Source organism: Pelistega sp. MC2, from assembly GCF_900099475.1.
GTDB classification, from domain to species: Bacteria; Pseudomonadota; Gammaproteobacteria; order Burkholderiales; family Burkholderiaceae_B; genus Taylorella; species Taylorella indica.
The window spans coordinates 77,786-93,372 of the sequence record NZ_LT628274.1 but is presented as its reverse complement, the minus strand read 5'-3'; the positions used below and the strand labels follow the sequence as shown (position 1 = coordinate 93,372).

11 protein-coding genes are annotated in these 15,587 nt (G+C 37.7%); 7 read left to right on the top strand and 4 right to left on the bottom strand.

Annotated features, from left to right (window positions below; genetic code table 11):
* Nucleotides 1-4: 4 nt before the first annotated feature.
* Nucleotides 5-2,026, bottom strand: a complete 2,022-nt coding sequence (gene uvrB / locus BQ4443_RS02200) for an excinuclease ABC subunit UvrB (protein ID WP_071057922.1) — start codon at nucleotides 2,024-2,026, stop codon at nucleotides 5-7.
* 109 nt (nucleotides 2,027-2,135) lie between these two features.
* Between uvrB and BQ4443_RS02195 the strand changes: the two genes are divergently transcribed.
* From BQ4443_RS02195 to BQ4443_RS02170, 6 genes are all read left to right on the top strand, one after another.
* Nucleotides 2,136-3,341: an amino acid aminotransferase gene (locus BQ4443_RS02195; RefSeq protein ID WP_071057921.1), complete on the top strand. Its 1,206-nt coding sequence runs from the start codon at nucleotides 2,136-2,138 to the stop codon at nucleotides 3,339-3,341.
* 210 nt (nucleotides 3,342-3,551) lie between these two features.
* On the top strand, nucleotides 3,552-4,268 hold the full coding sequence (gene lexA, locus BQ4443_RS02190) for a transcriptional repressor LexA (protein ID WP_023948682.1): 717 nt from the start codon (nucleotides 3,552-3,554) through the stop codon (nucleotides 4,266-4,268).
* 120 nt (nucleotides 4,269-4,388) lie between these two features.
* Complete coding sequence (locus tag BQ4443_RS02185; protein WP_071057920.1) at nucleotides 4,389-5,537, top strand: porin; 1,149 nt, start codon at nucleotides 4,389-4,391, stop codon at nucleotides 5,535-5,537.
* 68 nt (nucleotides 5,538-5,605) lie between these two features.
* Entirely contained in the window at nucleotides 5,606-6,421 is an 816-nt protein-coding gene (gene efeO / locus BQ4443_RS02180) for an iron uptake system protein EfeO (RefSeq protein WP_218118012.1), read from the top strand.
* Between the two features lie 99 nt (nucleotides 6,422-6,520).
* Nucleotides 6,521-7,714 carry an iron uptake transporter deferrochelatase/peroxidase subunit gene (gene efeB, locus BQ4443_RS02175; protein ID WP_023948676.1) on the top strand — a complete coding sequence of 398 codons (1,194 nt, stop codon included), beginning with the start codon at nucleotides 6,521-6,523 and terminating at the stop codon, nucleotides 7,712-7,714.
* Complete coding sequence (locus BQ4443_RS02170; protein ID WP_071057919.1) at nucleotides 7,704-9,392, top strand: FTR1 family iron permease; 1,689 nt, start codon at nucleotides 7,704-7,706, stop codon at nucleotides 9,390-9,392. The genes efeB and BQ4443_RS02170 overlap by 11 nt, the downstream gene beginning before the upstream one ends.
* Before the next feature lie 144 nt (nucleotides 9,393-9,536).
* Here the strand turns inward: BQ4443_RS02170 and BQ4443_RS02165 are convergent, their stop codons facing one another.
* The 3 genes from BQ4443_RS02165 to BQ4443_RS02155 form a co-directional block, all read right to left on the bottom strand.
* Nucleotides 9,537-12,137: a TRAP transporter permease gene (locus tag BQ4443_RS02165; protein ID WP_071057918.1), complete on the bottom strand. Its 2,601-nt coding sequence runs from the start codon at nucleotides 12,135-12,137 to the stop codon at nucleotides 9,537-9,539.
* Between the two features lie 213 nt (nucleotides 12,138-12,350).
* Nucleotides 12,351-13,334: a TAXI family TRAP transporter solute-binding subunit gene (locus BQ4443_RS02160; protein WP_023948674.1), complete on the bottom strand. Its 984-nt coding sequence runs from the start codon at nucleotides 13,332-13,334 to the stop codon at nucleotides 12,351-12,353.
* A 350-nt stretch (nucleotides 13,335-13,684) separates the two neighbouring features.
* Nucleotides 13,685-14,263 carry a transglycosylase SLT domain-containing protein gene (locus BQ4443_RS02155; RefSeq protein WP_143000528.1) on the bottom strand — a complete coding sequence of 193 codons (579 nt, stop codon included), beginning with the start codon at nucleotides 14,261-14,263 and terminating at the stop codon, nucleotides 13,685-13,687.
* Nucleotides 14,264-14,364: 101 nt separating this feature from the next.
* Between BQ4443_RS02155 and BQ4443_RS02150 the strand changes: the two genes are divergently transcribed.
* On the top strand, nucleotides 14,365-15,540 hold the full coding sequence (locus BQ4443_RS02150) for an AI-2E family transporter (RefSeq protein ID WP_023948673.1): 1,176 nt from the start codon (nucleotides 14,365-14,367) through the stop codon (nucleotides 15,538-15,540).
* Nucleotides 15,541-15,587: the final 47 nt, after the last annotated feature.

The following is a 15,587-nucleotide window of genomic DNA, read 5'->3' as shown; positions in this document are numbered from 1 at the left end:
GAGATTAAGAAAAAAGCATTTTTTCTTTAAGTTTTTGGATACGATTTCTGATTTGTGCCGCTTGTTCAAACTCTAAGTTTTTCGCATGGTCTAGCATTTGTTTTTCCAATTTTTTCAATAATTTTGCCGTTACTTTTTCATCTGAAACATCTGCTTCAACAATTTCTGTTGGTATATCTTCCGCCTCTGGAGAGCTCGTTAAAACACCGTCAATTAATTCTTTAACGGCTTTTACCACCCCTTTAGGTGTAATACCATGCTCTTGGTTAAAGAGTAATTGTTTTTGACGACGTCGCTCTGTCTCGTCTATTGCTTTTTTCATAGAGTCGGTAATATTGTCTGCATATAAAATAGCTTTACCATTTAAATTACGAGCGGCACGTCCAATGGTTTGGATAAGACTACGTTCAGAACGTAAGAAGCCTTCTTTATCTGCATCTAAAATAGCCACTAAAGAAACCTCTGGAATATCCAAACCTTCACGTAGCAAGTTAATCCCTACTAACACATCAAAAACGCCTAGTCGTAAATCGCGAATAATTTCTACCCGCTCTACGGTATCAATATCAGAATGTAAATAACGAACCTTTAACTGATTTTCTGCTAAATAATCAGTCAAATCCTCAGCCATTCTTTTGGTGAGTGTAGTCACTAATACACGCTCCCCCTTAGCAATACGTAATTTGGCTTCACCTAATAAATCATCTACCTGTGTCAATGCAGGCCTTATTTCCACGATTGGGTCTAATAAGCCCGTAGGGCGGACTACTTGCTCTGCAATATTATCGGAATGTTCTTTTTCGTATTCAGCCGGTGTGGCTGAAACAAAAATTGATTGCCGCATTCTTGCCTCAAACTCTTCCATTTTAAGTGGCCGATTATCAAGAGCACTAGGCAATCTAAATCCAAACTGTACAAGCGTCTCTTTACGCGATCTATCTCCCCTATACATCGCTCGAAGTTGCCCCATCATGACATGACTTTCATCAAAAAACATAATCGCATCTTTTGGCAAATAATCAATTAATGTTGGTGGAGCTTCTCCTGGTGCAGCTCCGGATAAGTGCCTTGAGTAATTTTCAATCCCCTTGCAGAACCCCAATTCTTGTAGCATTTCCAAATCAAATCTAGTTCGCTGTTCAATACGCTGTGCTTCTACTAATTGATGGTTATCTAAAAAAAACTGTATGCGTTCTTTTAATTCAGCTTTAATTGTCTCAATAGCCCTCAGTATCGTATCTCTTGGCGTAACATAATGTGAACTAGGATAAATAGTAAAACGAATAACCTTTTGTCTTACCTTGCCTGTCAGTGGATCAAATAATTCTATAGACTCCAACTCATCATCAAAGAGGCTAATCCTAACCGCTAATTCTGGGCTTTCAGCCGGGAACACATCTATCGTATCTCCTCTCACACGGAAATGTCCACGCGTAAACTCTACATCATTTCGCTCATATTGCATGGAAACCAGTCTAGCCAATAACTCTTGCCGACTAATTGTCGCCCCTTCACGTAGAATTAAAATCATTGCATGATAATCACTAGGATTACCAATACCATAAATGGTAGAGACCGTTCCTACAATAATCGTATCCCTTCGTTCCATAAGGCTTTTTGTTGCCGATAAACGCATCTGTTCAATGTGTTCGTTAATGTTTGAATCTTTCTCAATAAACAAATCTCGGCTAGGTACATACGCTTCTGGTTGATAATAATCATAGTAAGAGACGAAATACTCAACAGCATTTTTAGGAAAAAACTCGCGCATTTCCGCATAGAGTTGTGCAGCTAGCGTTTTATTAGGAGCTAAGATTAAAGCCGGACGACCTAATCTAGCAATCGTATTTGCCATGGTAAACGTTTTACCTGACCCCGTCACTCCCAATAATGTCTGAAACATCAACCCATCTTTTACACCATCAACTAAACTATCAATGGCTGTTGGCTGATCCCCAGAGGGAGGATAAGGTTGATAAAGTTGAAAGGGACTATTGGGAAATTCAACGAATTGACCTGCACTCATGCTATTATTTTATTATCCTGTTAATGCGAAAATCTTTAGAATTTTTCTAAGAACTAACCATTTTAACAAGTAATCATTTTTTTTACTCTTTTTTCTATCTTGGATTATTATGTCTTCTCTATTTGCAAATGTTGAGTTAGCTCCTCGTGACCCAATTCTTGGCTTAAATGAACAATACAATGCCGATACAAGAGCGACCAAAGTTAATCTTGGCGTAGGTGTTTATTATGATGATGAAGGTCGTTTACCTGTTCTAGAAGCTGTGCGTCTTGCTGAAACAGAACGTGCTAAGCAATCAGCACCTCGTGGTTATTTACCCATCGAAGGGATTGGTACTTATGATAAAGGGGCTCAAGCGCTATTATTAGGAAAAGATAGTGACATTACCAAAGAAGGGCGTGCCTTAACTTTCCAAGCGCTAGGTGGAACTGGTGCCCTAAAAATCGGAGCCGACTTCTTAAAACAAGTCAACGGTAATGCTACTGTTTACATCAGTAATCCAAGCTGGGAAAATCATCGCGCTCTATTTGAGCGTGCTGGCTTTAAAGTTGAAAACTATCCTTATTACAATGCGGAAACTCATGGTTTAGACTTTGATGCTATGCGTGATTTTTTCAAAACCTTACCAGAAAAAAGCATTGTCGTTCTTCATGCCTGTTGCCATAACCCAACAGGCGTTGATCCAACCATTGAGCAATGGAAAGAGATTACAGCTATTGTTAAAGAGCGTCATTTAGTGCCATTCCTTGATATTGCTTACCAAGGTTTTGGAGCTGGTCTACAAGAAGATGCTCAAGTGGTGAAATTATTTGCTGAACTAAATATGCCTATGTTTGTTAGTTCATCTTTTTCAAAATCATTCTCTTTATACGGTGAACGTGTTGGCGCATTAACTATTGTATGCGAATCTAAAGATGAAGCAGATCGTGTATTAAGCCAAGTAAAACGTACTATCCGTACCAACTACTCAAACCCTCCTACACATGGCGGTACGATTGTCAGCATGGTTCTTAATAATGATGAATTATTCGCATTATGGGAAAAAGAATTAGCTCAAATGCGTGAGCGTATCCGTACTATGCGTGCTCAATTAGTGGCTAAGCTAAAAGAATATGGCGTGAAGCAAAACTTTGATTTTGTTTTATCTCAACGTGGTATGTTCTCATACTCTGGTCTTACTAAAGAGCAAGTAGAAAAATTACGTAATGAGCATGGTATTTATGCTGTCAATAGTGGTCGTATTTGCGTAGCCGCACTTAATTCTCGTAATATTGATGCCGTAGCCAAAGCTATTGCTGCTGTTTTACAAAACTAAAAATATCAAGTCTGTTTTGTGAGAAATCGGGTAGATGTAAGCTAATATCTACCCGTTTTTTTGATAATTACTTCTTTAATTTTAGTTTTATCACTATATAACTGAAATATCATTCAGATAACATTTATTTTCAATAAAAAAATCACTTTACCTACTTGCTTTTTTCTTAATAATCGCTAAAATAAACTGTATATTCATACAGGAATGATTATGACGATTAAATTAACGCCACGTCAAGAAGAAATTTTACACTTAATTCAATCCACTGTTGAAAAAACTGGTTTTCCTCCTACACGTGCTGAAATTGCCAAAACACTAGGATTTAAATCTCCCAATGCTGCCGAGGATCATATCAAAGCACTTAGCAAAAAAGGGGCAATTTTCTTAAGTCCGGGAGCCTCTCGTGGTATTCGTCTTAATCCTGATTTTTTAGCTGCCAATACCTCTGCTACATCGACACTTGATAAAATCAGCACAAAAGTTGTGGATTCGATTAAAACAGGGATTGATGAGGCTGCCTCACTACTCAAGGATAATCGTTTACTTTTACCCATTATAGGTCGTGTTGCAGCTGGCTCACCAATCAATGCTATAGAACATCACGAGTCTACGCTACAATTAGACCCTGCTCTTTTCTCTGCCACCCCCGACTACTTACTAAAAGTCAAAGGGGAAAGTATGAAAGATATTGGTATTTTTGATGGTGATTTACTCGCTGTCAAAAAAACATCTCAGGTACGTAATGGACAAATTGTCGTGGCACGGATTGATGATGATGTCACCGTCAAACGATTCCATAAAACAGGTTCCAATATTGAATTACTACCTGAAAATAGTGACTTTTCACCTATCGTCGTCGATCACACTTCCTCATTTGAAATTGAAGGAATTGCGGTCGGTCTAATTCGCCCAGGTGTCTTTCAATAACAACGATTTCAGCTTTTTTCTTAAAAAGTCGCCTTTATTATGTAATTTTTAATGGTAATAATTTTCATTTAGATGTAATATCTAACACAATACATAATTACATTGACAAAGGTTTTTGCCATGAAAAAGCTTCTTTTAGCAAGTACTATTCTCGCCTCTTATGCCCAGATGGCCAACGCGGAAACATCCGTTAATTTATATGGCATCGTAGATACTGCTGTTAGTTTTAACCAAATCAAAACGACAAGCTATGGAGCAACAGGGAACCAATTAGCTAGCTACAAAGAACGCTCTGTAGGCGTTGATAATGGTTTAGCTGGTGGTAGCTATTGGGGGTTACGTGGTTCAGAAGAAATTGGCAATGGCTTACATGCTATTTTTGCTTTAGAAGGCCATTTCAATGCCTCCAATGGTGCATTTGACGAAGCTGGACGCGTTTTTAATCGAAATGCTTTTGTAGGCTTTGCGAATGAAGCGTGGGGACAATTAACATTAGGTTATCAAAAAAATATTGCCGATGAGTTTATGCCTAATGCTGATCCTTTTGGTACTGATTTTGGACAAGCGGGAGCTGGCTCTGTCTTTGGTGATTCTCTCAGCTCTTCCTTGGAAAAGTCTGTTAAATACCTAAGTGCTGAAAGCAATGGCTTCCAATTTGGTGCTGCTTTTTCCTATGATCGCATCAAAAAAACGGTAAACGGTGCCACTACTAGAGAAGGTAATAAACAACTTAGTCTTGGTCTGAAATATTCCCGTGATGCCCTATTCCTAGGTGCTGTTTATGATACAGCCAAAGAAGTTGGCGGCATAAAAAGTAAGTCATGGGCCATCGGTGGCAGTTATGACTTTAATGTTGTCAAACTTTATGGTGCTTTTGGACAACAGCGTAACGGTATGTTCGGAGAGATTCTTTCTTTAACAGCTTCCGAAGAAATTAATGGTGAAACCATTCCTACCGCATGGAATCGTAAAGGTTATCGTCAAAATTCTTGGCTTGCTGGCTTAAGTGCTCCTGTCTCTGATAATGGTACCCTACTTTTCTCTTATCAAGGCATTTCCGCTAAAAATACACAGATTGACTCTCCAATTAAAGCAAGTGGTCATATTTTTAGTCTTGGCTATACTCATGAACTATCAAAACGCACCAGTCTCTATGGTGTTGCTTCTTATGGCAAAACAACCATAAAAAATTATGATGGCACTGCTTTTACGGGTAAAGAGAAAATTAAGTCTACCCTTGTCGCTATTGGCTTACGCCATGCATTCTAAGAAATATATATTGATTTAAACAATATTACTTAGTAATCATTTTTCTTTTTTGTTAAGGAGAATTATTTATGATGCGTCTTTCTGCACTTGCGTTAACTATTGCAGCTAGTGGGTTTAGCTTATCTACAATAGCAGCACCTGATTTATCTAAAGAAACAAGTAGTTATCGTGAATTTATTATTCATCAAATAGATCAATTAGTGACTGACACAGAAAAGTTTGTGCAATATCTTGATAACGGTGATGTTGCAAATGCAAAAAAACTCTATCCCATTTCACGTATGGCTTATGAACGTTCAGAACCTCTTGCCGAAAGTTTTGGTGATTTAGATCCTCGCATTGATGCTCGTCTCGCCGATTTAGAGGGTGAAGGCAAAGGTGAGAAAGATTGGACTGGCTTCCATAAAATTGAAAAAATATTATGGGAAACGAACTCTACACAAGGAACAAAAGAGTTAGGTGTTCAATTACTTAAAGATATTAAAGAATTACGCGCTAAAATACCTACAGCAGAAGTCACACCTGAATTAATGATTTCTGGTGCAGTTGATTTATTAAATGAAGTTTCTACCTCAAAAGTAACTGGTGAAGAAGAAATTTTCTCCAAAACAGACCTTTATGACTTTAAGGCTAATATTGAAGGTGCGGAGAAAATTTATGAACTATTCAAACCTAGGTTAGAAGAGAAAGATAAACAATTATCAGCTGAAATTGCACAACGATTTGAAGCAGTAAATAAACTTTTAGCTTCTCATAACAATGCCAAAGAAGGTTTTGATTACAAACCTTACAACCAATTAAGTAAAGATGAAATTAAAACTCTAGCTGAGGCTGTCAATAAGCTTGGGGAGCCACTCGCACAAATGGGCGTTATTCTTGAATAAGAATAATCTCTAATTATACGTTATATAAGCTAGGTTTCTCTTTTTATACAAGTGACCCTAGCTTTTTACTTTTTACCCAAAGAATTATAAAGGTTAGTCATGAAAAACTTAAATCGCCGTCACTTTGTTAAACAACTAGGAATGTCGAGTGCTGGTCTAATGCTTGGTTCCTCTATTAATTCCGTTGAAGCAAAGACGCCCTGCGATCATAATACTACGCCTATCATCCCTTTCGTTGGTACACATCAGGCTGGCATTACCACACCAGGACAAAAGCATATCTATTTTATTGTCCTAGATCTGCATACAGACAAACTAGAAGACATCAAGCAAATGTTCAAGGTTTGGACAAGTTATAGCAAAAACTTGACTCAAGGAAAAAATGTTAAAGAATATAGTAAAAATCATTTTATCCCCCCTGCGGATACAGGGGAAGCCGATAGTTTAAGTGCCCATAAACTCACCTTAACGTTTGGAGTAAGCCCAAGTTTTTTTACTAAGCTAAATATAAATCACCTCAAACCAGCTGAGTTAACTGACTTACCTCACTTTCCTAGAGATCAATTAAAACCAGAATACATTGGAGGTGATATTTGTATACAAGCCTGCGCTGATGATCCACAAGTAGCCTTTAATGCCGTGCGTAACTTAGTCCGTGTTGCTCGTTCAACGATAACCATGAAGTGGAGCCAATCAGGATTTACATCTTATGATGACTTGCAAACACCACGTAATCTTTTTGCCTTTAAAGACGGTACAGCCAATTTTTCTGGTCAAAAGTTAGATGAGGTTGTTTGGGTTCAACAAGATAATTGGTTAAAAAATGGATCTTATCTTGTTGTTAGACGCATCAAAATGTTCTTGGAAACTTGGGATAGAACAAACGCTGCCGAACAAAATAATACTTTTGGTAGATATCGTGACAGTGGTATCGCTTTTGGGCATAAAGATGAATTTGATACGCTTGATTTGAAAAAAATGGATGAAAAAGGTAAACCTATTTTTCCCAATACCTCTCATGTCAAACTTGCTCATCAAACGGGACTCAATATACTGAGACGATCCTATTCATATGCTAGTGGTATTGATGACCATGCTCAATTTGATGCTGGTCTCTTATTTATTTCCTTTCAAAATGATCCTAAAACATTTATTACTATTCAAAATTCTCTAGGTAATACAGACAAAATGAATGAGTACGTTACCCATATTGGAAGTGGACTTTTTGCCTGCTTCCCAGGTATAGTTGATGAACAGGATTATCTAGGTAGGAGTTTATTTGATGCTATCTAAGTTTTTATGGCGATTCTTGTTTGTCCTCTCCTTAACGATAGGACTACAAATAAATGTCCTTGCTAAAGTAAATACTAGCCCCTTATTTGTACAAATCTCTGATGCAATGAGTCATGTAAAAAAAGGAGAAAACCAACAAATACTCCCTATTCTACAAAATATCAAAAAAGATTTTGTAGCTCTCCAAAACCATGATTCAATAGCAGGAAAAACAGTAAGCGACACCATTGAACAAGCACTTAAACAACAAGACCTTCTTTCTCTAGAAAGCTTATCAAAAGCTTTATATACATTTGAAAAAGAGCAAAATCCTGTAGATTATGAGGCGAAACGACAGCAATTCAGCAAACGAGTTATCCCTGTCTATGAACAACTCAATAAACATATTCTCGAAAAAAATCTAGATGCTGTTATAGAAGACTATAAACGTTTCAATACCACATGGACATTAAATGAGAAAGCTGTTCGAGATACCAGCATTGGGCATTATGGACAAATTGAAACAGCAATGACTTTGATGCGTATTGCCATGTTAGCTGATCCACCCAATTATTTAGAAATGGAAAAGCAATCTGCTCAATTGAAAAATACACTAGATGACTTCAAGGCAGGTAATACAGCCACCATTAAAGTAGATACAAATGCACCTACAGATTTAGCCTCAGGTATAGGTCTACTATCTAAAAGTTATGATGACTTCGCAAATAAACGCATTGAAGAAGGTCAAGCAAAAATACGTACATTTATTCAACAATGGCCTATTTTTGAAGGAGAGGTACGCACACGTAATGGTAGCCTTTATAGCAAAGTAGAAAGCCTACTTCCTGTTATTTTGGTCAAGGCAGATGAGCCTGCCAATCTACAAAAATTTACCCAATTAATTACAGAGCTCAAACAAATCAATGTTAATGCTGCTTATGGTCCTATTGACGCAACCTTAGTCCTTTTGCGTGAAGGTGTTGAGGCATTATTAATTGTTATGGCACTTGTCACTACACTAAATGCAGCCAAACAGATTACTGCCAAGCGTTGGGTGTATGCAGGGGCTATTCTTGGCGTGTTTGCTAGCCTTCTGGGGGCAATTGCGCTCCAACAACTATTCCCAACCATTGCTGCTGGCACAAATCGTGAAATTCTCGAAGGAAGTATTGGTATTATCGCCGTTATCATTATGCTTTTTGTAGGTGCATGGTTACATAGCAAAGCATCTATTACAGGGTGGAGAAAATTTGTTGATAAGCACGTAAATACAGCGTTAGCTACTGGTAGTCTTTTCTCAATGCTAGCACTAAGCTTTCTTTCCGTATTTCGTGAAGGAGCAGAAACAATTTTATTCTATGCAGGGATGCTACCTCGCATTGAGCTACAAGATTTATTGTTAGGTATCGGCATAGCACTCATAGCATTACTCGTTATTGCTATTTTGATGATTACCTCAAGTAAACGCTTGCCTATGCATCATTTATTTAAAGTAATGACATGGCTAATTTATGCACTGGGTTTCAAAATCCTTGGTGTCAGTATCCACTCTTTGCAATTAACTAATATCCTACCTGAACATTTACTTGCGAACGTACCAAGTATTCCATTGATTGGATTCTATGCTAATTGGGAATGTATAGTAGCACAGGTACTATATTTAGCATTGATACCCCTAGTCAATAAGTTATTTAAATAAATGATCTAATTATTAATGATTGCCCTCTTCTATGTTTGAAGGTAGTCATTAATAAACATAAAAAAACGCATTCAATTAAATATTGAATGCGTTTTTCTTTGAGTCTACTAAAACTTTTTGTCTTATTTTCTACAGAGAACTTTACTAAGTAATTTCCCCTCTTTTACGCATACGACGACCTTGGAGAATCCAAATAGCCGCAATAATCAGTAAGCCAGGAATAAACATTAGTATTTCTGTTGGTCTATCAGGGTTTGGAACCATAACATCAGCTACATCCCAACCTTGCTCCCAACTAGAGCGTGCAGCAGGACTACCAAATTTCACATTAGCCACTTGTAGCGTATCACCTAAGCTCATAAAACTTAATCCAGCTCGTTGTAAACGCTCACGACCAATTTGTTTAGCATCCTTTCCTTCTGTCGACTCTAACGCAGGCAAGTTCACTGCTACTAGTTTTGTCAGCTCTTTACCTTCAAAATTCATTCCTTTAATTTCGGCAACAAAACGACCATCTTCAGGAATATTGGCAGCTACGCTATACACCTCTGTAACAGGACGAGCAACATATTCAGGGGCAATTCGATTCATATACCAATCAGGACGGAAAAGCATAAAAGACGCAATTAACAGAATCAATGCCTCTAGCCAAGTACATTTATCACGGAACCAACGCAACGTTGATGCAGCGAATATAAGAGAGGCAATGGTTGCACCAATAACCACCGCTAATAAATGCCACCATGTATCCACGCCAATTAATAGTAATAATGGGTTGAATACAAAAATAAATGGTAATACCGCCGTTCTTAATGCATAGGTTACCCCTTGAATACCCGTCTTAATAGGATCTTCACCAGAAATAGCGGCTGCGGCAAAGGTTGCCAAGCCTACTGGAGGGGTAATATCCGCCATAATCCCAAAGTAAAAGACGAAAAAGTGCACCGCGATCAGGGGAATAATTAAGCCACTCTGTGCGCCTAACTCTACAACCACAGGTGCCATTAACGTAGCCATTAGAATATAGTTAGCCGTCGTTGGCATACCTAAGCCTAGAATTAGGCATACAGCCGCCGTAAAGAATAGCATAACTAAGACATTACCCATTGACACCAACTCAACAAAAGCAGTCATCCGTAAGCCTAAGCCAGTTAAAGTAATCGCCCCAACAATCAGACCTGCTGTACCACATGCAATCGCAATACCAATCATATTGCGAGCACCCTCTTCTAACCCTTGAATAGCTTCACTAAAGCCACGCTTCATCTCTGGCACAGTATCTTGTTTTCTAAAGAAAGCAATAATTGGACGCTGCGTAATCATCAAGAATAATAAAGCAAGCACAGAATAAAATGCCGATAGACCAGCCGATAGCATTTCAACACTTAAACACCATACCAAAATGCCAATTGGAATTAAGAAATATAAGCCAGAGCGTACAGTAGGCCAAATTTCTGGTTTTACAGGATTCGTAATATTGATATCTGTCGGTAAATCTGGATGTTTTGCAGATAAGGCTAATAAATAAACATACACCACTAGTAGCAGTGCTAATAAAATCCAAATAGCGGCTGAACCTGCAAATGCTTGAACACCTGTACCAATATAGTAGAATGCTGCCATGACGAGGAAAGTACCAGAAATACCCATCCCCCAACCAGCTAATTTTTGCATTGGTGTTTTAGGTGCGCCTGCTGACATCATAGGCGTAATACCTAATTTTAATGCCTCTAAGTGCACAATATAAAACAGCGATATGTACGAAATTGACGCAGGCAAAATAGCATTTCGAATAATCTCTGTATATGGAACACCCACATACTCAATCATTAAGAATGCAGCGGCACCCATAACAGGAGGCATAATCTGACCATTAACAGATGAGGCTGTTTCAATCGCACCTGCTCTAATTCCTCCATACCCAGATTTTTTCATCAGTGGAATAGTAAATATCCCTCCTGTAACTACATTGGCTACTGAAGAAGCAGACACAAGGCCATTCACGGCAGAAGAAACAACAGCAACTTTAGCTGGGCCTCCACGTAGGTGACCTAACATGGCAAAAGATACTTGCATCATATAGTTCCCTGCACCACAACGATCGAGCAAAGAACCTAATAATACAAAAATAAAAATATAAGATACCGAAACGCCTAAAGCCACCCCAAAAGTACCTTCTGTCGTTAGCCACATATGCGATACCAAACGCTCTAAAGAAGCGCCTCGGTGTGAAATCACTTCTGGTAGATAAGGTCCTAAGAATGAATACGCTAAGAAGACAATGCCTAATATTGTCATCGGTAACCCTAATGAGCGACGCGTAATTTCAAGCAATAATACAATACCAATCACACCTGTCACCACATCTAACGTTGTTGGGATACCAGGTCTTGATGATAGTTGTTGATAAAACAAATATAAATAGGCTCCGCAAAAACCAGCCAAGATAGCAAATACCCAATCATAAATAGGCATTTTATTAGCATCTTTTTTGAACATAGGATAGGCTAAATAGCCAAGGAACATGGCCAATCCTAAATGAATAGAGCGAGCCTCAGTATCATTAAAAATACCAAGATTAAAACTAAATGGAAGTGGTGAGGCAAACCATAGTTGAAAAAAAGACCAAAGCAAGGCGCCTGCTGCCAATATCACACTCACAAGCCCCGTCGCTTTACGTCCACCACGATCAACATCGGCAACCAGTTTCTCTAACTCTGCAATTTTTTTTGCATCTGCATCCATAGAGTAAATTCCTTTTTTACGCAATATAATTTATTGCTTTTATAAAACAACAAATGGGTAAGATGATTACCCACAAAATTTTTAGAAATATGCTTTAACGTGCAAGTCCCTTTATTACTCAAGAAATCATCTTAAAAAAGGAAAATGCACGTTATACTCCAACCATAGTTGAGTTATACCAATATGGTATAAAGATTGAACATTTAAAGTCGACTATTTAAGCAAACCAACTTCTTTGTAGTATTTCTCCGCGCCTGGATGCAATGGTGCAGATAAACCATTTTTGATCATACCTTCTTTCGTCAAATGCGCTAAAGCTGGATGTAGTTTTTTGAAATCTTCAAAGTTTTCAAATACAGATTTGACGATTTGATAAACCACGTCATCTGGTGTTTTTGTAGAAGCAACAACAGCTGCTAACACACCATATGTTGGTGTATCATCTGGGTTGTTTTGATATAAACCACCAGGAATAACAGCTTTAGCATAGTATGGATACTTAGCGATAAGTTTGTCTACTACGTCACCTGTTAATGGCATTAACTTAGCACCGCAAGTTGTAGTAGGGTCTTGAATGTTAGCTGATGGATGTCCAACACCAAAGATAAAACCATCAATTTTACCGTCACATAAAGCCGTACCATGCTCATCAGAACGTAATTCTGATGCTAAAGAAAAGTAAGATAAGTCTAAACCACTTTCTTGTAAGTATTGCTCAAGTGAAGCTCGAGAACCAGAGCCTGGATTACCTACGTTAAAGCGTTTACCTTTGAGGTCTGCAAAACTTTTAATATTAGCTTCTTTACGAGTCAATACTGTTAAAGGCTCTGCATGTAAAGAGAATACTGAACGTAACTCTTTGAATGGGCCAGCGTCTTTAAAATTACCTTCTCCATTGTACGCGTTGTAAGCAACGTCAGACTGTGCAAAACCTAAGTCTAACTCTCCTGCTTTAATTGTATTTACGTTGAATACTGAAGCACCAGTTGATTCTACTGAGCAACGTAGCCCATGTGCTGCTCTATCTTTGTTAACGATACGACAAATCGCACCACCAGCCGCATAATAAACGCCTGTTACACCACCAGTACCAATACTAACAAATTTTTGTTGGGCTGCTACTGTACCTGGTGTAGCAAATGCAGCGATCATTGCAAAAGCACCAGCTGCCAGTGATAATTTTTTAGTCAATTTCATAAAAACTCCTTAATGAAAATTCTACTGCGACAGAAATAGTCCAAACAAATTATGTAATAATTTATTATTAAACTAATTAAAGGTATAACAAATTTTCGGCTCAAAGAAAATACAGGGTTTTCCTTATATAGTTGCTATCTTTTGTACTATATTAGTGTTTTTAAAGAAAAAAACACTAATAGTAACAACTATATAAAATACAGATTTATCTAAAAAAGCACCAATTTAGTGCAAAACAACAAGTTTAGCCATTTTTTATTAATGTCGCTTTTTTACAGTTTTTATAAAGACTTTTGGTCTCTATTTCCCACTTACCCGTTATTAGTTACTATAAATTTAATGTATACAACTTAGTAACGGCATTGTGCATATTGAGCACCATACTGCTCTGCACGTGTTTTGACCTTATTAGCAACATTCATCAGCCAGTTTTTATTCCGATATGTTTGTCGAGAATAACCACCCCAGCCTTCATGATAATTTAAGTATTGACCATAAGCATCCCATTTAGAGGTACCATTAATTTTTTGTGCTTTATCCGTGTACCAACCAATAAAATCAACCGCATCCGCAAAATCAGAACGACTGGCACTCCAAATATTATTTTGTTTTTTATAGTCATCCCATACTTCATCTTTAGCTTGAGGATAACCATATGCAGAGCTTACCCTTCCCCAAGGAATGATTCCCAATAAATAATCTTTAGGCGGTTGTGCATCATGTTTAAAACTAGATTCTTGATAGATGATGGACATAATCACCTGAGGGGGTGTCCCCCATTTTTCGCGAGTTTTTTCTATCGCTTCTTTCCAAGATGGCTTTTCTGCAAAGATTTCACAAATATTCTCTGGCTGTCTTGGAGGTGTTGTAGAAGTTGCACAAGCTGTTAGCACTAGAACCGATAATGCACAAATATAAGGTCGCTTCATGTATTTAAATAAATTAAAAATATCGCTTATATAACTGTCCATTGTATAATGAAACAACTTTGCTATAAAAGTCAAATTTTTTAAAAATTTTAGGATTCCTCATGCAGAATAAGAATCGTGTTTATTACGCCTTTTATATAGGCTTTTTACTACTGATTACAGTGGGTTTTGGTTATTTACTATCTCCATACTTTACCGCTATTTTTTGGGGAATTATCTTTGCGGTATTATTTCGCCCAATTTATAATTATCTTCTCAAATTAATGCCGGGGCGTCGTAACACAGCAGCTTTATTGACTGTTTTCTTAGCCATCTTAATTGCTTTTATTCCTCTGAGCCTGATTACAGCATCACTTGCTCGTGAAGGTGTTGGCTTATATGAACGAGTTCAGTCAGGACAACTTAATTTAGGTATGTACGCTGATCATGTTTTCAATAACTTACCTCCTTTTATTAAGGAAATTCTCGAAAAATTTCAGATTACGGATGTCTTTGGTATCAGAGACAAATTAATGGTTGTATTTAATAATGCTAGTCGACTGTTAGCCAATGAGCTCGTCCAGCTTAGCCAAAATACCTTTTCGTTCATTATTTCCATGGGTATTATGGTTTACTTATTGTTTTTCTTATTACGCGATGGTTCTAGCATTCAAAATAATTTCAAACGCTTAGTGCCTCTCAGTTACGATCATAAAGTCCATCTATTTGAAAAATTTATTACTGTTGTTCGTGCCACTGTCAAAGGAAACCTATTGGTCGCTATTGTACAAGGTGCTTTAGGTGGGTTTATTTTTAGCTTATTAGGCATCCAAGGGGCTTTACTCTGGGGAGTCATTATGGCTTTCCTATCATTATTACCAGCCATCGGTGCTGCTATTATTTGGTTCCCTGTGGCTATCTATTTCTTAGTCTCAGGGGACTATTGGGAAGGTGCTGCATTAATCGTCTATGGATTTTTTGTGATTGGTTTAGCCGACAATATTTTACGCCCCATACTTGTAGGTAAAGATACAAAATTACCGGATTACCTTGTGCTTATCACAACCTTAGGCGGTTTAACTGCATTTGGTATTAATGGTTTTGTGATTGGTCCTTTATTAGCGGCTTTATTTATCGCATTTTGGGATGAACTCCCTAATGCTATAGGTTTACTTGACGGTGAGAAAAAAGAAACTACTGAGACCACAGTATCACTGGTGGAAGAAATGCCTGAGGAACTCCCTTCAACTCAACTTGTCGAAAAATTACTGAGCGACGAAGAAAACGATATAAAATAGTTTGTTTTTTGCAACAAATATTTTTTCTGAACATCAAATTTTGGGGG